The following is a 20,551-nucleotide window of genomic DNA, read 5'->3' on the forward strand; positions in this document are numbered from 1 at the left end:
TTCGTTACCTTTGAATTGATCAAATAATCATCTGATGAAGCGAAAACTATTCTTAGGTCTTTTTTGCCTCTTAGGACTCAGCGCTTGTGAGGAGCCAGAGGCACTTGGATGTGGCTGTGATGGTAAGCCTACAGCTGATGTGCTTTTGGCAGATGGTGTGCTTAGTCGATCAGGAGACCGTTACTTGATCACCGATGTCAGTCCTCCTTCTTTTACAATCATCTATGAAGTTTGTAATGAGACTTTAGCGAGTGATTTTTTAGGTAATCAAACCAGTGCGGAAGTAATCTTTAGCGGAGATGTCACCGAATACTGTGATGCCCAAACTTATCGCTATTTGATAAACCTGACTGATCTGAGGGCTGTGGAGTAATTTTTTAGTAATTTACTTCCATGCTTGCACTACGCTCTTACTTGCGCTACTATTGGCTGTTTCTTTTCTGGACAGCACTTTTGTTAGACTTATATTTCATAGAGGTTCAAATCTCCTCTTTTCGCTATATTACCAAGCCCGGCTTGATGATTTTTCTAGGGTTGTATTTTTATGATAGTATCAAAAAGTACGATCAAACGGGCGCCCTGAAAATGACCAGTTTTGCCATTGCCTTTTCATGGTTAGGAGATGTATTTTTGCTGATTCCTTATAGACAAGATTTACTTTTTATCTTTGGACTAGGGTCATTTTTGATTGCACACTTGCTATATATCATGATTTTTAGAAAGCTCGAAAATAGTCCTGCAGTGAGAAAGCACCCTAACTTCATCAGGCAGTTTATTTTCAACTTACCAATTTTGATAGCAGCAGCATTGATCTATTATATCATCTCTCCAGGGCTTGGAGGTATGAAATTTCCCGTGATCATCTACATCTTGACAATCACTACTATGGCTGCTACAGCGAGAGATCGCTTCAGCAAAACCAATGCTCAGAGCTTTTGGCTGATCTTCCTTGGGGCGATCTCCTTTATGGTCTCTGACGCTCTTTTAGCTATACAAAAGTTCAGTTTTGCGATTGCTTATGGACAACTATGGGTGATGGGTACTTATGGATTAGCGCAATATCTCTTGATAGAGGGGATCATCAAGCATCGGAAGGCTTAGACTGCCTCTTCCCCACCGTAGCTGTAGTAGGTCAAGACGATCTCTAGCGCTCTCTTGATGGCTTCATTGATCGGCATCTGCTCTTGTGCTAAGGCAAAGTCTATCGAATACAACTGCATATAAAACTCTGCGCTGTTGGGAATGGCAAGCTCTTTTGATTTGATCGCGCGATCAGTTTCTTGATATTTTTCGGCTTGACCTTCTTTGATCACTTTGCAGGTAATCATCGTAGGTAGTCCATTTTTGTCCTTTCTAGCAGAGAAGCCAAAAAGCCTACAGATCAAACCTCTTTGCTGATAACTGCCACAGTACCCTTGATTAGCTTCCTTATTGACTGGTCTAAAAAAATGACAAAAATCATCTGCTCCCAGCTGAGTCATCTCATCATAAACCTCGTCAGCACGACCTTCTTGATAAAGGGCATAAGCTAAGGGCAAAAACTCCAAAACGGAAGCATTGATATCAGGCTTTTGGCAACATTTACCACAGCCCGCTACACAGGATAATTGGGAAGTACTTTGAAAAGCGGCAATCTCCGCTCCTAGCTGGTCAAACACTTGATTGACTTCGCTAACTTTTTGTTTAATACTCAAGTAGGTAATAAATAATATGCGAATTTACGTGGAGTATCCTTCTCTTGTTGGGCTTCTTTGAAAAATATTTTAGTCATAAAAAAAGCTGGTCTTAAACCAGCTCTTGTTAGTTTTTTTCTACGATCTCTTTCAAACAAGAAATCCATAAGGGGTGACTATTGAGACTATCTACCAAGTCCCACTGCTCTCCTCCCTCTTCTATGAAGAGTTCTTTGTATTCCTCTCCTACTTCGAGTGTAGTCTCAAGACAGTCTGCTACAAAAGCTGGTGAGAATGCTAATATTTTTTTAACTCCCTTTTCAGCTAGATGCTCTACTACATCATCCGTGTACGGCTGTACCCATGGATCTGTTCCTAATCTTGATTGAAAGCAAACGGTATATTGATCATCTGAAAGTCCAAGCTTGGCGGCAACTTGTCGAGAGGTATGGAAGCATTGTGCTCTGTAACAAAGCTGATTTTTCTTATTGTATGTTGCGCAGCACTTTTCACTCAACTGGCAATATCCATCACACGAACCCTTTCTGATTTGACGCTCTGGTACACCGTGATACGAAAAGAGGTAATGATCATACGTCTGATTTTTCATCTGCTCTCTCGCCTGTGCTGCTATCGTCTCTATGAAGAGTGGCTCTTCTACGAAGTTGTTTACAAAGTTGATAGAAGGGATCGTCTGCCAAGTGGATGTGATCTCCATGACTTTTTCTACCACAGACCCTGAAGTAGCAGATGCATACTGAGGGAAAAGTGGAATACAGATAATACGAGAGACATTCGCCTTTCTGAGTTCTTCTAGACCATCTGCTATACTTGGTGTCTGATAGCGCATCGCCAGTGTGACTAGATACTCTTCACCCAACTGCTCTTGTAGCAAATGTTTGACATCTACCCCATGATATAGTAGCGGGGAGCCTCTTTCTGTCCAGAGTTTTTTGTATTCTTTGGCTGATTTAGGAGCTCTAAAAGGCGCTATGATCAAGTTGACAAGCATCCATCTAGGTACTAATGGGAAATCGATCACTCGCCCATCCATCAAAAACTCTCTGAGGTATTTCCTGACGTCTCCTGTTTCTGGACTATCAGGCGTCCCTAAGTTGACAAGGAGTACTCCGATTTTACCTTTACTTTTGGCCATTTTATTATTTATCTCAAATGTCTTGTGCAATATACTTCTCAAAGAAACAAATGCCCTGCATGAATGTTCCTGTAGGTCTTGGTATTATTTTCAATTGGCAGGCTATCAGTCGCTTCACTTTTTAGACAAACTCCACTTCATCAGTGGCCCACTTGTCATACTGGTCACGATCGCCATAATCACTAGCGCGACAAAGAGCTTTTCATCAATGAGTCCATTTTCTAATGCGATCAAACCCAAAATGATCTCCATCGCGCCCCGAGCATTCATCCCAAAGCCAACAGCTAGCGACTCTCTCTTGGTAAAGCCTCCGCCTTTATACGCTCCGATACCGCTACCTATGATCTTACCAGCAAAGGAGATGACTAATACTGCGAGTGTCAGTAGCAGATCAAAATTCGCTGCAAAGTTGACCTTTAAACCAATAGAGACAAAGAAAAGCGGGGCAAAAATGTTATTGATGAACTGATGGACGATCTCTTTGGCACGCTCTGGCATCTGATCCGAATCTCCCAGTGCTACCCCCAGTAAGAATGCCCCGAAAATAGAATGAATCCCCAACCACTCCGTAAATGCCGCTGCTAAAAAGCAGAAAGCCATAGAGAGTGATAGCAATCCTCCTGGCCAAGACAATTTCTTATTGATCCATGGCAGCATCTTATTGAGTAGTGCCTTTCCGATCGTGAGCATAAAGAGCGTGAAGCCTACTGTGATACCGATGGTCTCTAGTAAATTGAGATTACCACTTTTGCCCATAAAGGATAAAATCACCGAAAAGATCAACCAACCGATGATGTCATTGACCATGGCAGAAGCGACAATGAGCATCCCCATCTTTGATTTGAATAGGTTCATATCCATCAGGATTCTCACCACTACTGGCAGAGCGGTGATGGACATGGCTGTCCCCATAAAGAGTGCAAATAGCAGCTTGTTTCCTTCTGCCAAGCCAAAGAACTCTGGCATAAAGTAGGGTACTACAAAGCCCAAAGCAAAAGGAACAATCAAGCCTAGCATACTGATGCTTAGCGCAGATTTACCCTGAGAAAAAACCAAATGCAACTCTACCTCAAGACCCGCAATAAATAAGAGTAAAATGACTGCTATCTGCACGAAGCCATCCAAGGCTAGGTTTGCCTGGGGATTACTTGCAAACATGTACTCGAAGGCCTCAGGACCGAATGTCCCCAAAATAGTAGGGCCTAAAATAATCCCCGCCAAGAGCTCTCCTACCACGCTGGGTTGATTAAACTTGCGTGCTATCTCAGAAAATATCCTAGCCATCAGCAGCATAGTAGCTAGCTGAAGGAGGAGATTGATCACATCATGATGACTTAAACTTTCCATCTATTTAGCTTCTGAGAAAAAGAATATTGCTTGGGAGATTTTGAAGGATATCCTCCAAATCATGTGGAAATAGTCGGTCAAAAAAACCTAGCTTTTCATGTCCTAAGATGATCAAGTTGGCATTTATCTTTTCTGAGAACTTGACCAATTCAGGAGCCCATTTACCTGAGGTCACTTTGATATTGATTTTGAGTGTCCCCTTGTCTATATTTTTTAGGATATCTTCTACATATTTGATCTCTTCATTGACTAGCTGCTTACGCGCTTGAGAGACTTCATCCTCGCATCCTTCTGAAGCAGTCGCCATCTGCAGTCCGTACATTTTGATTTCATTGAGGATGTGTATGACTTGCGCGTCTAGTCTTTGAGCCACTGCTAAGCCTGATGCGATCACTTGAGGTGTCTGATTCAGTTGTGTACCATTGATCACGATCCGCTCAAATGGCTTCTCCTCCACACTTGGCTCTATGAGCATCATCACCGAGCAGTCTGCTTTTCTGATGATCTTACGTGCGATAGAACCTATATAATACTCTAGCAGTCCTTCCTTTTTCAATGCTCCAGCGATCAGTAGATCGACTTTCTCTTGTTTGCAAATGTGTAGTATTTGCTTAGCTGGCTTACCCTCTTCCCAGAATATTTTGACTCTAGACTTATCAAACTGATGCTTGACCAACAGTGCATCTAATTTATCTTCTAGCTCCGCACTTTTTTCTCCTATATGGATGAGGATGAGTTCGGCATCAAAACGGATTCTAAGTCTTCTCGCTTCGGCTAAAAGCGCTTCTATTCTGGGAGAAAAAGCTACGGCAAGAGCTATTTTTTGAAACATTTGCTATTAAATTTTTCTCAAAATAAGGAAAAATAATAAGAACTGACTTATGCGTCAGCATGCGCTCAGGTTAATAGTTAAACTTAACTAGGGAAGATGCCCATTTGACAAGGCTGTCTACTTTGACTTCATTGAGCTGGAAGGAAATTTCTTGCTGAGGAGGATTCACTGTACAATCGCAAGGTGTAGGTCTGTGATAAAGAAAATTAACAGCTGTCAAACAGAAAAGAAAAAATGCTCCGTAAAAATATCTGATTGCTGTTTTATCTCTTTTCATGGTCGGGCGATTTATAGCAGATTTACGACTAAGTCTCTATGCAAGTTGCATGCATTTTCAGAATAATCAAAAAAACCATTGTTAAAATTTATTAACAACTCACTATTTATCAGCTGGTTAAACTCAATAAAACCCCTTCCATCTAAATTTACTATTTTTGTCCTATGAGTCATGGTGAAAAGAAATGTGAAAACTGTGGTCAATGGTCCAGCTGGAACGGAAAGAGCAGTGATACCTGCGAGCACTGTGGAGAACTGCTTAGCTCCAAAAGCTATCAATATGATCATGAAAAGCAGTCCTCAGAAGCAGCTCGCGATTATAAAGGCATCTTTAAGATCACTGATGAAGACAGTGGTCTAATCAGGGTTTTTAAGAAAATAGGAAACTTTGGCTATTTCATCTTCATGGCCATCCTATCATTTTTGGCATGGGTAGTAGCAGCACTTCCTGGATGAGACAGATTTTATTCAACCCTTGGTTTTATGTGCCTGCCATTGTATTTGTGGTCAATCAAGTTTTAGAGAAAGTTTTTGCTATCTATATCCCTTATGTACATGCTTATCTAGATGACTTACTCTGCATGCCAGTGGTATTAGGCATCACATTGATGTTTTTTAGACGCTTCCATCATTTAGGCGAACGATATAGATTTAGTAAGACACATGTATGGGTAGCGGTACTATATTTCTCAGTGATCTTTGAAGTTTGGCTTCCCAGTCGATCTTCACTTTATACTACAGATTGGCTTGATGTCGTCTGCTACAGCATCGGTGCGGTAGTGTTTTGGTACAAGATCAATCTAGCCGAGTATTTTCGATAGATACATACTGAAATCAAAAGAACACATTAACTTTGCGCCATGGCAAAAAACGACAACCAACAAGAGAATAGTCAACTGAAAGATATCATCTCTCATGCTAAAGAGTACGGTTTTGTGTACCCTTCGAGTGAGATCTATGATGGTCTACAGGCAGTATATGATTTTGGTCCCTACGGTGTAGAGCTCAAAAACAACCTCAAGAAACTTTGGTGGGAAAGCATGACGAGACTGCACGAAAATGTAGTCGGTATCGATGCCGCCATCTTCATGCATCCGCTTACTTGGAAGGCTTCAGGTCATATAGATAGTTTCAATGACCCAATGATCGACAATAAGGATAGCAAAAAACGCTATCGTGCAGATGTACTGATCGAGGAGAAAGCAGCAACTTATGAAAATGCAGGTGATAAGGCTAAAGCTGATGCACTTTTAGCTGAGATGGGGCAACTGCTAGAAGCTGAAAATTTAGCAGGAGTGAAATCACTCATCGAGCGTGAAAAAATCACTTGTCCGATATCTGGCACTGCTAATTGGACGGATGTTCGTCAGTTTAATTTGATGTTTTCTACTCAAGTAGGCTCAGTAGCTGAAGAGTCTAGCACGATCTACTTGAGACCAGAGACAGCACAAGGGATTTTTGTCAATTTCCTCAATGTCCAAAAAACTGCCCGCATGAAAGTGCCTTTTGGGATCGCGCAGATCGGTAAGGCCTTCAGAAATGAGATCGTAGCCAGACAGTTCATCTTCCGTATGCGTGAGTTTGAGCAGATGGAGATGCAGTTTTTCGTACGTCCTGGCTCTGAGATGGAGTGGTATGAGCACTGGAAAGAAACTAGAGTGAAATGGCACCAAGCAATCGGTATTCCAGCCGACAAGATCAGACTTCATCCTCACGAGAAGCTCGCACACTATGCCAATGCTGCCCTAGATATCGAGTATCAGTTTCCATTTGGATTCAAAGAAGTAGAGGGTATCCACTCTCGTACAGACTTTGACCTAAAGCAGCATCAGGAGCTTTCTCGTAAAAAGCAGCAATACTTTGATCCAGAGATCAATCAGAACTATATCCCTTATGTGATCGAGACTTCTATCGGTGCTGATCGTCTCTTTTTGATGACGCTTTGCAATGCTTATACAGAAGAAGTCAATGAGGAAAAATCAAGAACTTACCTTAAACTGCACCCAGCTTTGGCTCCAGTGAAAGCGGCTATCTTACCTTTGATGAAAAAAGATGGCTTAGCAGAAAAAGGTAGAGAAATCTTTGATCAGTTGAAGTATGACTTTAACATCATCTATGAAGATGCTGGATCTATTGGTAAGCGCTACACGAGACAAGATCTCATCGGTACGCCTTTCTGTATAGCGGTGGATCATCAGACACTAGAAGATGAGACTGTCACTATCAGACACAGAGATACTACTGAGCAGGAGCGTTTACCTATCTCAGCCCTTCATGAGCGCATAGCCAAAGCGAGTAGTTTCAGACAAATATTTGAAAAACTCTAAATTTTAAGCCATAGCCCATCAGCTATGGCTTTTTTTATCCTTTACACTTCTGCTTCCTATCCCAAAGGATATTTTTTACCTTTGTCTATCATCAAATCGATCAAAATGGAGCAGTTTTTCATGGAGCAGTTTGGTATCAGCGACACCTTATTTACTTATCTGGTACTTCCGCTGATCATTTTCATAGCGAGATTGGCAGATGTTTCTTTGGCGACTATGCGTATCATGTTTGTGATGACTGGCAAACGTAAAATCGCTCCGCTTTTTGGTTTTTTTGAAGCACTCATCTGGCTACTCGCCATCGGACAGATCATCCAAAATATAGACAGTCCACTTTCTTATTTAGCTTATGCTGGTGGATTTGCTGGTGGTACGTATATCGGGATGTATATAGAGGAAAAACTTGCCCTTGGCAGAGTGGTCGTCAGGGTGATCACCCAAACTGCTGCTACTGATCTCATCGAGTATCTCAATAAAAAAGATATCCGCTATACCAATATTGATGCTGAGGATAATGATGGTAAAGCCAACATTCTCTTTTCTGTGATCAAGCGAGAGGATTTGAGAGAGTATATAGACACGATCAAGACTTTTAATCCGCGTGCTTTCTACACCGTAGAAAGTGTCAAAAAGGTAAGTGATGAAGAATTAGCGGTAGAAAGTGGTCGAGCATTTCCGCTGCGTTTTTGGACCTTTACGAGACGTTGATCAAGTGACCATACTGAGCATTGAATCCTGCTATGCCTTGAAGTCCACCTGTATGAATGGCACAGACTTGATCGCCTCGCCTAAAGTAGCCCTGCTTAAGCAAATCAAATAATCCGTACATCATTTTACCAGTGTAGATCGGGTCTAGTTGGATGTCTGTTTCTTGTTTGAAGGCATTGATGAAATCGATCAGTTCAGGTTTAAATTTGGCATAGCCCCCGAAGTGATAGTCTACATTAATCTGCCAGTTTTGAGGATCTATCTGACCTACTTTGGCAATCAAACTCTTAACCTCCTGCACTAAGAAATCACCCTTCAAAGCTGAAAAACCTATAGCTTGTGTATCTCCAGAGATGCCTAAAGCTATTCCAGCTAGCGTACCTCCCGTCCCACAGCAAGTGGCCACATAGTTGAGATCATGAGGCAGCTCTTGAACGATCTCTATACAGCCTTTGACTGCCGCAGCATTAGACCCTCCTTCGGGGATGAGATAGTAGGGATCTAGTGTGTCTAAAAGCTTTTTGATCTCATCAGATTCGGCTTTTGCCCGATAGGCCTCTCTAGAGACAAAGTGCAGTTGCATCCCTTGTGATTTGGCAAAATCCAAAGTTGGATTTGATACTGGCTCTCCTCTTATAATGCCCACAGTGCGAAAACCAGCCTCTCTACCAGCAGCTGCCGTAGCATAAATATGGTTGGAAAAAGCCCCACCAAAAGTAACGATTTGATCAAATCCTGCTTGCTTTGCTTCGGCTAGATTATACTTCAGCTTACGCCATTTATTCCCAGATATAGTTGGGTGGATGAGGTCTTCTCTTTTGATCCAAAGTTGTACCCCAGCTACATCCCATTCTGGATGAGAGATTTTTTGAAGGATAGGCTTTTGATCCATGCGAAGTGACATGAAACAAAATTAATGAATGAAATCACAATTGCGTCAAATAGTACAAATAGTAAAAGCATCGGGATTACTAAAATCATGAGCTATGGCTATTTTCCCTATCTTTGTGCAAAAATCAGCTTACATGCAACAATACGATCAATCTCCTGATGAAGAAAATGATGAACTCTATGAGCATCATCGCATTCAGGTAGACAAAAAGCAGTCGATGGTGAGGATAGACAAATTCCTCATGGACAGACTGGCCAATACCTCTCGCAATAGACTACAAAAGGCCATAGAAGACGGCTTTGTGAAAGTAAATGATCAACAAATCAAGACCAACTACAGAATACATCCAGGTGATGTAATCGTGATAGCACTCCCTGAGCCTCCCAGAGACACGGAAGTGATCCCTGAAAATATCCCTTTGGATATCGTATATGAAGATGACACACTGCTGATCGTCAATAAGCCAGCGGGTATGGTCGTACATCCAGCGCACTCTAACTGGACTGGTACACTTGTGAATGCACTGACTTATCATTTGCAAAACCTTCCAACTATGCCTGATAATGAGGGCAGACCTGGACTGGTACACCGAATCGACAAAGACACTTCTGGCTTGCTCGTGATTGCCAAAACAGAAAAGGCGATGACGCATCTTGCCAAACAATTTTTCAACCACAGCATAGAGCGCACTTACTATGCGCTTGTCTGGGGCGAACCAGATCCGGAAGACGGCACGGTAGATGTAAACCTTGGCAGAGGATTTAAGGATAGAAGAATCACAGAGGCCTTTCCCGAGGGAGACTATGGCCGTACGGCTATCACGCATTATAAAACACTCAAGCAGCTAAGATATGTGTCGCTTATTCAGTGTAATCTAGAAACAGGGCGTACTCATCAGATCCGTGCTCACATGAAATACATCGGACATCCGCTGTTCAATGATGCTACTTATGGAGGAGATCGCTTGGTAAAAGGCACTAAATTTTCTAAATACAAATCATTTGTAGATAATTGCTTCAAGATCATCCCTAGACAGGCACTTCATGCCAAATCTTTGGGCTTCATTCATCCTAAAACTGAGGAGTTTGTACAATTTGACTCTGAGCTTCCAGAAGATTTCAAACAGGTGCTCGAAAAGTGGGAAGGTTATGTCAATACGATAGACTAAATAGCGCTTTCATCTAGACCTCAAGGCTCATTTCTCCATTGTGAGGGATGAGCCTTTGAATTTTTTCTAAAAAATCAGTTCTCAAAAGCCTTCATATTATCATATCGTCACATGAAATCGATATTAAATAAATTATCTGTAAATTTTATTTAATTTCATTGCCATATTTAAAATTATTGGATGAATATATTAACTTTGTATCAATGATTATCCAAAAGCGGAAGATCATCTATACTGTAGGGTGTTGAAACTGGCAGACATGCCCTCCTCTCTCGGGGGTGCGGGATCGGGATAAAGCACACATAGAGCTCGTGTGATGCCTAACTACCGCGTGGAGGTTCGAATCCTTCTCCTACAGCAGTTATTTTGGGTTTATTGTTAATTACTAAAGTCGTGAAGGATTCCTTTACGACTTTTTTGATTTTAGCTCTAGCCCTCTTCTAGCCATGTCAAATTCAAAATTATTCTTAAGATTTTAGTATCTTTGAGAGAAAGCGATTCTTTTAGGAACGCTATTTTTATTTAGTTGCATGGAAGAAAACAAGCAGGACTCGTCAAGTGAACAGCCCAAAAAGCGAAGAAAGCCACGCAGGCCCAAAAGGTATGTCATTGGTAGCGGACTTTTTCTTCTACTGATCCTATTGATCCACTTTACAGTCTATTTTAGCTCGGATGCCCTTCTCCGCACTTATATTCAAGAAAAAGTAGAACAAGAGTCTCAAGGAGCATACTCTGTAGATTTTGATCGCTTTTATCTCAGCTTACTTCAGCGAGGTTTTTTTGTAGAAAACCTCCAGCTGATCCCCACAGAAGACCTGTCTAGCTACCCAGAAAAAAAACTTTTTGAAGCTAAAATCCCTCTTTTAGAAGTACTCAAAATCAGCTATTCCTTTCGCCAAAAAAGCATCAGCATTGGTGAACTCAAAATACATGAGCCAAGCTTAGCCGCGGTTAGCGACCCTACTCTTGAACCAAGTGGACAAAGTAAAATGACAAATCCTGTAGAACTTCTGAAAGAGGAAAGTCAAAAAAGCTTGAGTAAATATGTGAGTGGATTTGAGATCGAGAACCTATACCTCTACGGGGCACAGTCAGTACTCAATGATCTCTTTGAAGACTATGGGGTAAATGCCGATCACCTAGATGTACAATTAAAGGACTTAGACCTCTTTCAGTCTGAAGAGAAAGAACCCTTTTGGTCCAAAGGTTTTTCGCTTGCTTTTAAAAACTTCCAACTTCCTTTAGCCGATAGCATCCATCTTTTCACCGCTAAGGAGCTTCAGATCTCCTCTATCAGAGATGTGATCAGAGGGAGTGGTTTCACACTTTCCCCAGTAAAAAGCACTCCAGACAGCACTACAAAAATCTTGTACACGGCTGCTATGGATACAGTCAATATCAAAGGAGCTGATATCAATCGTGCTTTTTTACAAAAGGAAGTATTTGTGGATGAGATACGTCTCGGAAATCCTACTATTCAAGTAGCTACCGATCAGACTAATGAAGCACAAAGTAAAGACATTGCGCTAGCACGTGACTTATATCGACTGATCGATGGTGCTTTGAAGGAGATTAATATCGGTTTTCTACAAATTCAAAATGGTTCTTTTGAGCAAAAAGGCATCAGAGACCCACTTTCTAGAAGGATACAGATTGACAATGTACAGTTGGTATTGGTAGACTTTTTATTGAATGATCAATCTTATCAGACTACCGATAGAATTTTCTACAGCAATCAAGCAGATATTCGATTCAATGGATACCGCATGTCTCTCGCAGATAAGCAACACTGGCTGGCGAGTGAGCTGGTCGTGATCTCTACCAAAGATGACCGAGTCAAAGCAGAACAACTTAGTGTGTATGTAGATGAGGAATTGCAGCGCACAGGTCAGCTAAGCAATCCTGAAATCTATGACATCAAGCTAGCGGAGCTTGTATTGGATAACGTCAATCTCAGAAAGGTCTATAATGAACAAAACCTAGAGATGGAGCGACTAAATATCCAACAACCTATCGTTCACCTCAGCGACTTACAAAAATCAGGAGAGGTCAAAATTGAGAAAGACTTTTCATTGTACGACTTCACCAATGAATATCTCAAAAGTATCAAAATAGAAGAGCTTTCTTTAGAAGATGGCTCACTGATCTTAGACCTCAATACTGATGGCACTGCACAAGACTCCGTTTCTTTGGGCAAGTTGTCCTTTGTACTAAACAATTTTTCTATAGACTCCTCTCAGCTAGCACGTGAAAACCGTGTATTCTATGCAGAAAACCTAAGGTTTGAATTAGAGGACTACTCAATGAAATTAGCAGATAACTTTCATCAGCTCAAAGCCAAAAGAATCAGCTTAGATACAAAAACAGAGGAGCTATTGATCAGAGATTTTTACTTTCTCCCAGCTGATCAGAGCAAGATCAACGAGCGTATGGAGCGATTTGACAAGTCTAGCTACTTAGAGATCTATGTGCCAGAGTTTAGACTATTTGGTGCGGATATCCCGCGCGCTTACTTTGACAAGGATCTTCAAATCAAAACACTCCTAGTAAGCGATCCTGAGGTAACGATCTACACCTTTGATCGAGAGCAAAGACAAACTAAGGATAAAATCCAGAGGCGTGACCTTTATGATATTGTGAGTCCATATTTTGACCGCGTTTCGATAGAAAACCTCAAGCTTCTAGCAGGAAATCTTAATTTCAATTCAACTGTCAATGACTCGATCAGGACTTTTACAGAAAACGATATTTCAATTTCTTTGAAGTCATTCAGACTAGACTCCACCACATGGTTTGATGATCGCAGAACGCTCTTTTCTGATGAAGTGGAGCTAGAGATGAATCGCTATGTCTTCAATCTCGCCAATGAAAAATACGCCATCAGTGTAGATAAAATCAGCTTTAACTCAGAAGCGCAAGCCATCATTGCTTCCAATGTGCGTTTAAAGCCAAATCCCAACATCACCTCCAAACTACAGGTCGAAACGCTCATACCTGAAATGCAGCTTTCGGGAGTGGATATCGATAAGTTTCTATTCAATAATGAGCTCAAGCTGGAAAAAATTCGATTGGGCAAACCTAGAATCACGCTCAATATAGATGATGATATAGCTGATAATAAACAGACCAAGAGAGACCGAAAGACCGAACTTCCTAAAAACATCAACTCGATAGAAGTAGACACACTACTAACCAACGATGGGCTGTTAGAGATTTTCTTTCTGTCAGGTAAAAAAAGGAACAGACTAATCAATAGTGATGTAGAGCTACTGATCAATAACTTTAGAGTAGACTCTACTACATTAGAAAATAAAACCATCAGTGGTTTATTTGGCAATATCGATGCGCAGTTTGAAAACTTTAATCTTAAGTTGGCAGATAGTGTGCATACTGTGCTATTCGATAGACTATACACTAGCAATAGTGGTCAAGATATTCAGATCAAAAACTTGACGGTCAAACCAAGGCAATCTGCAATCGATCAAGGCACTCAAAATCTCTATGCGGTTTCTGCTCCGGAATTAATTTTTAGTGGTACCAACATCAATTATATAGAGCAAACCAAACTGCTCAAACTCAAAAGAATCCAGCTGATTTCACCTCAGATCACTTATTATGTCAATGAATCCGCTCAAATAGGTGATAGTCCTGCTCCTTCCTTTGAGAAAATACTCAATGAATCTCTCGCCTCGATCGGCATAGAAGAGATTGATTTAGAGCGCGGAGCGATCAAAATTATTAGCAAAGACCCTGTGAATGCACAAAGTTTTGTCATGCAAGACTTAAATGGTAACTGGCAAGACTTATTCATAGATCTCAAAAGTTCATTTGAAAATGATCCGCTCTTTTTTAGTAAGGCCTTTGAAGTCACTATCCCAAGTTATGAGATCAAAACAGCGGATAGTCTCTACTATCTCAGATCTGGCCCTATCAAGATCAGCCCAAATAGCCTAGAAATCAACCGACTTCAGCTCATCCCTCGACTTGGTAAATTTGCCTTTGGACGGAAAGTGGGTGAGCAAACAGATCGAATGCAATTTGAAACCCGATACATTTTGCTTGACGGACTAGATGTGAAAACGCTTTTCAAGAATGGTGAAATATCTGCTCAAACAGCTCTAATCGATAGTTTAGCATTGTATACGTTTAGAGATAAGCGTAATATCCTTCCAGAGGACAGAAAGGTTCTCATGCCTCAGCAGCTCTTAAAACTTATCGAAAGCCCTTTGAAAATAGATAGCATCAGTCTCACAAGTGGTTATATCCAATACGAGGAGTTTGGTAGTAAATCCCTTATTCCGGGCAGACTGTTTTTCTCAGATCTCAATGTAGCCATAAGCCAAGTAGATATATCAAGAGATGAGCCGATTCTAGTCAAAGCTAGCGCAAACCTAATGGGAACCTCCACGATGGAAGTTTCTATTTTGCTCCAGCAAGTATTTCCATACGCTATGGATGTCACTGGAAATATGGGTACTTTCGATCTTCAACAGATCAATAGCATCTTAGAACCGATCACCTTTGTTAGTGTAAAGAAAGGAACCATAGATCAACTAGACTTCAACTTCATGGCCAACCTAGACAGTGCACATGGCGAAATGACCCTGCTCTACCATGACTTGAAGATCGCCCTGATAGAGCCACAGGATATGAGACCTGGAGGTTTCACTAAAAAGCTTCAAGCAGCCATAGCTAATGCCTTTATCGTCAAAAAGAAAAATCCACGTTTCTGGAAGGGAACAGTCACAGGTCCTATTCATACCAAAAGAGATGAGCGCAAATTTATATTCAACTATTGGTGGAAATCTCTCCTCTCTGGTATTCGAGAAACCATTGGCCTAAAAGAAAAAGAAAGCAAGTGATAGATTAGTCTTAATCCTGAGCATCTATTAGTTTTGTGATCAGAGAATATCAAAGAATCATATGCAAGACAAAGTCCAGTCGATCAAAGCAGAAATATCTGCCGCCACAGCTAATTCACAAGAGGAATTGGAAGCCTACAGAATGCGCTTTATCAGTAAGAAAAGTGTGGTAGGAGAGCTGTTTGCAGGTATGAAAGATGTGGCTCCCGAAGAAAGAAAAAGCTATGGTCAAGTCATCAATGAGGTAAAGGATCTAGCAGAAGCCAAATTTAAAGAACTCATCGACCAACTCAATCAGCAAAGTGCAGGTACTCATACCGATCACATAGACTTGACGCTACCGCCTGTATCTGGCTCGCTTGGCAGCGTACATCCTTTGACAGCAGTAAGACAGCGCATCATAGAGATCTTTGAGCGTATAGGATTCAACTTGTCTGAGGGCCCTGAGATAGAGGATGACTGGCACAATTTCACCGCACTGAACTTCCCTGAAAATCACCCTGCCAGAGAAATGCAGGATACCTTCTTCATCGAAAAGAATCCTGATATCGCCTTGCGTACACATACATCCTCTGTACAGGTGAGGGTCATGGAAAATCAAAAACCGCCTATTCGTACCCTATCGCCAGGGAGAGTCTTCAGAAATGAAGCGATCTCTGCTAGAGCACACTGTGTGTTTCACCAAGTAGAGGGCTTGTATGTAGACGAAAATGTAGGATTTGCTGATCTCAAACAAACGCTTTATCACTTTGCTAAGGAGATGTTTGGTAAACAGACCAAAGTGAGATTCAGACCTTCCTACTTTCCATTCACCGAACCGAGTGCAGAGATAGACATTACTTGCATGATCTGCGGTGGCAAAGGTTGTAATATCTGTAAAGGTAGCGGCTGGGTAGAAATTGGAGGATCTGGTATGGTAGATCCTAATGTTTTAGAAAACTGCGGCATCGATTCTACCAAGTATAGTGGTTTTGCTTTTGGTATGGGTATAGAGCGCATCACGATGCTCAAATATCAAATCAAAGACTTGAGACTCTTCACTGAAAATGATGTGAGGTTCTTAAAACAATTTACTCCAATGAGTTAGTGCTTTAGAATAAGTAAAGTATAATACAACAAAAAAGCCTCTATTCGAGGCTTTTTTTGTTATGCTATCAATCTATGGTAAGCATAGTACAGTTTTTATACTGAGGATCTATCTCTATGAAAACCTCATTTTTAGCTTCTCTGAACCATTGTTTGACGCGTTCATTTTGCTTTTTACTCAATGCAGATACCCTGATTTTTTCATAATCATCATCTAAGTTAGCTTGATGGGGTCTCATCCTGCTTTTGTAGTAGATGATACGTACAAGGTCCTCACCTTGCTCTGATTTGAATCTGATAGGCTTCGTCACTGAACCTACTTTCATACTATCTATCGTGAAGAAAAGAACTGGATCGAGCTGCTTCATAGATACCCTATTAGAGTTTGTTGTAGGATCTATAAAGAATCCACCTGTCTCTTTGCTCATCGCATCATCTGAATTGTCCTTAGCTGCTTTAGCAAAGTCTAGGGAATCTGCTACAATCAATGTTCTCAAGCTATCAAGAAAACGCTCTGCCTTGACGATATCAGCCTCAGAAGGCTCTGGTCTTAGGAGGATATGGCGCGCATTGAAGGTATTTCCTCTACGCTCTATCAACTGTATCAAGTGATATCCATACTCAGACTCTACTGCTCCAGAGAGTTCTCCTGGCTCTAGTGTAAAAGCGACTGCTTCAAACTCTGGCACGAAGTCCCCTCTATTGACATAGCCTAGATCTCCTCCATAACGTGCACTACCTGGATCCTGTGAATACTGACTGGCTAATCTTCCGAAATCTTCTCCATTGAGGATTCTTTGCTTGAGATCTAAGAGAAACTGCCTTGTTTTTTCCTTCTCCGCTGGTCCTGGCTCAGGTCTTTTGACTATCTGAGAGACACTTACTTCAGCAGAAAAATATGGAATACTATCTTTTGGAATACTGTTGAAAAATTTACGAACATCTGATGGAGTGACTGTGACATCCTTTGTGATCTCACCTCTCATACGCTGCTCGATCTTACGCTCACGTATATCATCAAACAGTTCAGCTTTGAGTTGGTCAGCTGTTTTGCCATAAAGCTCCACTAACTTACTTTCCTCACCCACTTGAGCTAAGATGATGTCAAACCTACGATCCATGTCTAGCTGCACTTCAGCATCAGTGACGGTCACCGAATCTATATCGGCTTTCGCGACCATCAGTTTACTGACTACAAGTTGCTCTAGCACCTCACATTCAGTGACATTACCACCGTATTGAGGATTAGATTTGATCTCTAGATAAGCCTTATCTAGGTCGGATTTCAAGATGATATAATTATTTACTTTAGCGATGATTTTATCCACCACTTGCGCCTGCTGGGCAGACAGTGGGCCTGCTATGCACAAGCCCAACAATAGAAAAATAGCACTAATCCTTTTCATCGAATATCTCAAAATCATCATTCTCTTTTGCTCTATTATAGACATCATTCTCCAATTTCGCAGCCAACTCTACTTTTCGTTTATTGATGATGATCTTTCTGATCTCATCCTTTACAAACTCCAACGGTGACTCTTGATCCGAAATTTTATATTGTAGTATTTTAAAGTAATAGGTGAAGTTATCATCAGACACTTCTATAAACTTATTTCCTCTGAGGAGTCCTACCTTGTTTGGCTCGTTGATCAAAGGCGTATTCATCGCCAACTCGTCAAAATTGATCCAAGTAGAATCCTCTAGAAAATAGTTATTTGCAAATCTAATAGACTCTGCCTTAAGTTTCTCTTTATCCGAGCTTTTATCAGATCTCAAAAGGCGTTCCATTTGATTCCTTTGTCTAAGCTTATTGTCTAACTTGAGGAAGTTAGCTCTTACGATATTCTGCTTAAGGATGAAGTTATCTTTGTGATCATTATAGTATTGAACGATTTCCTCATCTGTCACAGCATCGCTTAACTGCTCTTGGATGTACTCCTTTTGATACTCGTACACCATCAAAGCATATTTATAGTCAAGGAGTTTTCGCTCTAGCTCCGCCTCGTTAAAGGCTATTTTTGAAGCCGCCTCTTTGATCATCAATTGTTTTTTGACCCAAGTATTGACATATCGCTGAGTGAGTCCAGCGCTATCATCAGCACTGATACTATTAGGGAAAAGCCCTTCTAACTCATCTTCAAAAAGGTAAGTGTCATCCACTCTTGCAAGTGCGCGCCTACCCTCTGTCGGATTTTCTTTGTTTTTCAAGTTCAAAAACTCACACCCAGAAAATAGTATACTCGTAATAAATATGATGATGACTCTATTCAAATGATTGCTTGATTTCATTCCAAACTGTTTCGTTGATCATAACGCTGTATCGACTTCTTAATGTATCGATCAACTGCTGATCTAAATAATTCTGATAATCCATCAGCACTTGACCTCTGACCTCTTCAAGTAGTTGTGGTCTCGCTGCCTGCCCATTTTTAAGGTTGACAATATAGAGCTTACCATCCATATTCACCTCATGATAGTCCACATTATCGGTGATTTTACTGAGGATTGGATGTTTGCTTTGTTCAAATGTCCCCTCGAGCAGTTGAATCGCTGTAGGCTGTCTAAGTAAAATCTTTTCCTCTAGCTTCTCTTTCACTTCTTCAAAACCTGCCCCTTCAGACATGATTTCTTTGACAGTAGATTCATAAGTTGGTGACAGCACCTCCACTATTAATGCATCTACTCTTGGCTCCCAGTGATATTTGGATTGATAGGTAGCGAAATATTGATTGAGTCCAAGGGTATCATTCAGAGATTTATTCCAAACTAGATCATTCATCAAATTGAATAGTAAAATCCCCTCTTCAAACTCTGCCAATAATAATCGATAGTCTTTATTTTCCGCCAAAAGATCGCGCTCTTCTAAACTGTCAAGCATTGCATGAACATAGGATTTGTATTGCAGATTTAAAGGCTGACCATTAGATGCGATAAATGGTAAAAAGTCCTTAACTCGATACGAAGAATCTTGTAGCATAAACAATGACCTAGTTTTCATCTCTTCAGACAAATCTTCTAAGCTACCTGATGCTACTGTTTTCTCTAATGTACCGAGTATTTCTTGCGTATTTGATTGCTCTTGATAGTCATACACGCTCATTAGTTGCTTATAAGCAGTCTCCTCTATAAACTCAGTGCGCGTATTTCTCATCACCCTGCCTCTGAGTGACTCTTCCATCTCCTCATAGCTTTTGATCGGTCGCTTACCCTCCAGTCTTATGAGATGGTAGCCAAAATTAGTCTTTACAGGAGCGGATATCTCACCCAAGTTTGTTAGCGCAAAAGCAGCCTGCTCTATCTCGGCTACTAGCGTACCTGGGCCATACCAGCCGGGTAGTTTCCCGCCATTATCTTTTGTGGAGATTTCTTCAGAAAAAGTCGCCACTAATTTTTCCCATGTTGGCGCATTCTCACCATTCAGCTCATTATAAAGTTGGAAGATCTTACGCTGAGCTAGGGCGTTAGAGATACTATCTCCCGGAACTGTCCTCAAAATCAAATGAGAAAGACTTAACTCTCCAGGATGGGGTCTTCTCTCCATCAACTTGATCACATGATAGCCAAATCTGGTCTTAACAGGAGCAGAAACCTGTCCTTTTTTCAGTGCATAAGCTGCATCTTCAAAAGGCTTTACCATTTGCATAGCAGTGAAAAAGCCCAAATCTCCAGCGTTATACGCTACACTTGGATCATCTGAATAGGCGACTGCTAAACTTGCAAAATCTTCTCCTGCTCTAGCTTTATCTGCGACCATCTGTGCTTGCCGATAGACGGCCATTGTATCTTCTGGAGAGGCCGCATTTGGAAACTGTATCAATACATGACTAGCGCGTAACATCTCAGACATGCGAGCATATGCTTTCTTTACCTCTGAATCTAACAGCGTGCTCTTTAATAAAAAAGGTTGTTTCAGTTGCTCTTTATAGCTTGCTAACTCCGCTCGATAAGTCGCAAGTGTATCATATCCTAGCCTTTTGGCCTCTTGTACTTTGAGTTTAAAGTCGACAAAAAGCTTTAAACTCTCCTCAAGGTCTTGGGTAGAATCTAGTGGATTATTTTTTTCAAAGAGGTAAAGAAATTCCTCTTGGCTGATAGGCTTTCCCGCTATCGAAACCAAGGTCGATTGATCTAATGTTTGTATTGGCTTAGTCGCACATGACACTGCCAATAATCCATACAAAATAAAAGGAAGATACCTCATCTAATAGTCCGCTGTGTGTGGTG

General features: G+C 41.1%; 18 protein-coding genes. 9 read left to right on the forward strand and 9 right to left on the reverse strand.

What is annotated here, in order from left to right:
* Positions 1–34 precede the first annotated feature (34 nt).
* A complete protein-coding gene (locus tag I5349_RS04360) occupies positions 35–373 on the forward strand; it encodes a hypothetical protein (RefSeq protein WP_226389519.1) in 339 nt (112 codons plus the stop codon).
* Positions 374–393: 20 nt separating this feature from the next.
* Complete coding sequence (locus tag I5349_RS04365; protein ID WP_226389520.1) at positions 394–1,101, forward strand: lysoplasmalogenase; 708 nt, start codon at positions 394–396, stop codon at positions 1,099–1,101.
* Here the strand turns inward: I5349_RS04365 and I5349_RS04370 are convergent.
* The 5 genes from I5349_RS04370 to I5349_RS04390 form a co-directional block, all read right to left on the reverse strand.
* Positions 1,098–1,694 carry a YkgJ family cysteine cluster protein gene (locus I5349_RS04370; protein ID WP_226389521.1) on the reverse strand — a complete coding sequence of 199 codons (597 nt, stop codon included), beginning with the start codon at positions 1,692–1,694 and terminating at the stop codon, positions 1,098–1,100. The genes I5349_RS04365 and I5349_RS04370 overlap by 4 nt on opposite strands.
* Positions 1,695–1,800: 106 nt before the next feature.
* Positions 1,801–2,829, reverse strand: a complete 1,029-nt coding sequence (gene hemH, locus I5349_RS04375; RefSeq protein ID WP_226389522.1) for a ferrochelatase — start codon at positions 2,827–2,829, stop codon at positions 1,801–1,803.
* Positions 2,830–2,943: 114 nt separating this feature from the next.
* Positions 2,944–4,176 carry a cation:proton antiporter gene (locus tag I5349_RS04380; RefSeq protein WP_226389523.1) on the reverse strand — a complete coding sequence of 411 codons (1,233 nt, stop codon included), beginning with the start codon at positions 4,174–4,176 and terminating at the stop codon, positions 2,944–2,946.
* Between the two features lie 4 nt (positions 4,177–4,180).
* On the reverse strand, positions 4,181–5,008 hold the full coding sequence (locus I5349_RS04385) for a universal stress protein (RefSeq protein WP_226389524.1): 828 nt from the start codon (positions 5,006–5,008) through the stop codon (positions 4,181–4,183).
* A 70-nt stretch (positions 5,009–5,078) separates the two neighbouring features.
* Entirely contained in the window at positions 5,079–5,285 is a 207-nt protein-coding gene (locus tag I5349_RS04390; protein WP_226389525.1) for a hypothetical protein, read from the reverse strand.
* Positions 5,286–5,449: 164 nt separating this feature from the next.
* Between I5349_RS04390 and I5349_RS04395 the strand changes: the two genes are divergently transcribed.
* The 4 genes from I5349_RS04395 to I5349_RS04410 all read left to right on the forward strand — a co-directional run bounded on the left by I5349_RS04395 (position 5,450) and on the right by I5349_RS04410 (position 8,319).
* Positions 5,450–5,740, forward strand: coding sequence for a hypothetical protein (locus I5349_RS04395; protein ID WP_226389526.1), 291 nt, complete (start codon positions 5,450–5,452; stop codon positions 5,738–5,740).
* Positions 5,737–6,105, forward strand: a complete 369-nt coding sequence (locus I5349_RS04400) for a magnesium citrate secondary transporter (protein WP_226389527.1) — start codon at positions 5,737–5,739, stop codon at positions 6,103–6,105. The genes I5349_RS04395 and I5349_RS04400 overlap by 4 nt, the downstream gene beginning before the upstream one ends.
* A 39-nt stretch (positions 6,106–6,144) precedes the next feature.
* The gene (locus tag I5349_RS04405; RefSeq protein WP_226389528.1) at positions 6,145–7,611 is read left to right on the forward strand and encodes a glycine--tRNA ligase; all 1,467 of its coding nucleotides are present in this window, start codon (positions 6,145–6,147) and stop codon (positions 7,609–7,611) included.
* 105 nt (positions 7,612–7,716) lie between these two features.
* The gene (locus I5349_RS04410; protein WP_226390143.1) at positions 7,717–8,319 is read left to right on the forward strand and encodes a DUF2179 domain-containing protein; all 603 of its coding nucleotides are present in this window, start codon (positions 7,717–7,719) and stop codon (positions 8,317–8,319) included.
* Here I5349_RS04410 and I5349_RS04415 read toward each other — a convergent pair.
* Entirely contained in the window at positions 8,306–9,223 is a 918-nt protein-coding gene (locus tag I5349_RS04415; protein ID WP_226389529.1) for a 1-aminocyclopropane-1-carboxylate deaminase/D-cysteine desulfhydrase, read from the reverse strand. The two genes, I5349_RS04410 and I5349_RS04415, sit on opposite strands and share 14 nt — an antisense overlap.
* Positions 9,224–9,344: 121 nt before the next feature.
* On the opposite strand from I5349_RS04415, the gene I5349_RS04420 reads away from it, so the two are divergent.
* The 3 genes from I5349_RS04420 (at position 9,345) to pheS (ending at position 16,328) form a co-directional block, all read left to right on the forward strand.
* Entirely contained in the window at positions 9,345–10,379 is a 1,035-nt protein-coding gene (locus I5349_RS04420) for an RluA family pseudouridine synthase (RefSeq protein ID WP_226389530.1), read from the forward strand.
* A 530-nt stretch (positions 10,380–10,909) separates the two neighbouring features.
* A complete protein-coding gene (locus I5349_RS04425) occupies positions 10,910–15,241 on the forward strand; it encodes a hypothetical protein (protein ID WP_226389531.1) in 4,332 nt (1,443 codons plus the stop codon).
* A gap of 61 nt (positions 15,242–15,302) precedes the next feature.
* Positions 15,303–16,328, forward strand: coding sequence for a phenylalanine--tRNA ligase subunit alpha (pheS, locus tag I5349_RS04430; RefSeq protein WP_226389532.1), 1,026 nt, complete (start codon positions 15,303–15,305; stop codon positions 16,326–16,328).
* 67 nt (positions 16,329–16,395) lie between these two features.
* On the opposite strand, the gene I5349_RS04435 is transcribed toward pheS, so the two are convergent.
* The 3 genes from I5349_RS04435 to I5349_RS04445 are packed head-to-tail and all read right to left on the reverse strand — an operon-like array spanning position 16,396 to position 20,528.
* Positions 16,396–17,733 carry a peptidylprolyl isomerase gene (locus tag I5349_RS04435; RefSeq protein ID WP_226389533.1) on the reverse strand — a complete coding sequence of 446 codons (1,338 nt, stop codon included), beginning with the start codon at positions 17,731–17,733 and terminating at the stop codon, positions 16,396–16,398.
* Entirely contained in the window at positions 17,720–18,616 is an 897-nt protein-coding gene (locus I5349_RS04440; protein ID WP_226389534.1) for a peptidyl-prolyl cis-trans isomerase, read from the reverse strand. The genes I5349_RS04435 and I5349_RS04440 overlap by 14 nt, the downstream gene beginning before the upstream one ends.
* Positions 18,591–20,528 (reverse strand): peptidylprolyl isomerase, encoded by a 1,938-nt coding sequence (locus tag I5349_RS04445; RefSeq protein WP_226389535.1) that lies wholly within the window; start codon positions 20,526–20,528, stop codon positions 18,591–18,593. The genes I5349_RS04440 and I5349_RS04445 overlap by 26 nt, the downstream gene beginning before the upstream one ends.
* Between the last annotated feature and the right edge of the window lie 23 nt (positions 20,529–20,551).

This window comes from Penaeicola halotolerans, from assembly GCF_016464625.1.
Classification (GTDB): Bacteria; Bacteroidota; Bacteroidia; order Cytophagales; family Cyclobacteriaceae; genus Penaeicola; species Penaeicola halotolerans.

What these genes read in the sequence shown, in the direction of transcription:
- I5349_RS04360 (WP_226389519.1), top strand. Translation starts at nt 35, where the DNA reads ATGAAGCGAAAACTATTCTTAGGTCTTTTTTGCCTCTTAGGACTCAGC.
- I5349_RS04365 (WP_226389520.1), top strand. Translation starts at nt 394, where the DNA reads ATGCTTGCACTACGCTCTTACTTGCGCTACTATTGGCTGTTTCTTTTC.
- hemH (WP_226389522.1), bottom strand. Translation starts at nt 2,829, where the DNA reads ATGGCCAAAAGTAAAGGTAAAATCGGAGTACTCCTTGTCAACTTAGGG.
- I5349_RS04380 (WP_226389523.1), bottom strand. Translation starts at nt 4,176, where the DNA reads ATGGAAAGTTTAAGTCATCATGATGTGATCAATCTCCTCCTTCAGCTA.
- I5349_RS04385 (WP_226389524.1), bottom strand. Translation starts at nt 5,008, where the DNA reads ATGTTTCAAAAAATAGCTCTTGCCGTAGCTTTTTCTCCCAGAATAGAA.
- I5349_RS04390 (WP_226389525.1), bottom strand. Translation starts at nt 5,285, where the DNA reads ATGAAAAGAGATAAAACAGCAATCAGATATTTTTACGGAGCATTTTTT.
- I5349_RS04395 (WP_226389526.1), top strand. Translation starts at nt 5,450, where the DNA reads ATGAGTCATGGTGAAAAGAAATGTGAAAACTGTGGTCAATGGTCCAGC.
- I5349_RS04400 (WP_226389527.1), top strand. Translation starts at nt 5,737, where the DNA reads ATGAGACAGATTTTATTCAACCCTTGGTTTTATGTGCCTGCCATTGTA.
- I5349_RS04405 (WP_226389528.1), top strand. Translation starts at nt 6,145, where the DNA reads ATGGCAAAAAACGACAACCAACAAGAGAATAGTCAACTGAAAGATATC.
- I5349_RS04410 (WP_226390143.1), top strand. Translation starts at nt 7,717, where the DNA reads ATGGAGCAGTTTTTCATGGAGCAGTTTGGTATCAGCGACACCTTATTT.
- I5349_RS04415 (WP_226389529.1), bottom strand. Translation starts at nt 9,223, where the DNA reads ATGTCACTTCGCATGGATCAAAAGCCTATCCTTCAAAAAATCTCTCAT.
- I5349_RS04420 (WP_226389530.1), top strand. Translation starts at nt 9,345, where the DNA reads ATGCAACAATACGATCAATCTCCTGATGAAGAAAATGATGAACTCTAT.
- I5349_RS04425 (WP_226389531.1), top strand. Translation starts at nt 10,910, where the DNA reads ATGGAAGAAAACAAGCAGGACTCGTCAAGTGAACAGCCCAAAAAGCGA.
- pheS (WP_226389532.1), top strand. Translation starts at nt 15,303, where the DNA reads ATGCAAGACAAAGTCCAGTCGATCAAAGCAGAAATATCTGCCGCCACA.
- I5349_RS04435 (WP_226389533.1), bottom strand. Translation starts at nt 17,733, where the DNA reads ATGAAAAGGATTAGTGCTATTTTTCTATTGTTGGGCTTGTGCATAGCA.
- I5349_RS04440 (WP_226389534.1), bottom strand. Translation starts at nt 18,616, where the DNA reads ATGAAATCAAGCAATCATTTGAATAGAGTCATCATCATATTTATTACG.
- I5349_RS04445 (WP_226389535.1), bottom strand. Translation starts at nt 20,528, where the DNA reads ATGAGGTATCTTCCTTTTATTTTGTATGGATTATTGGCAGTGTCATGT.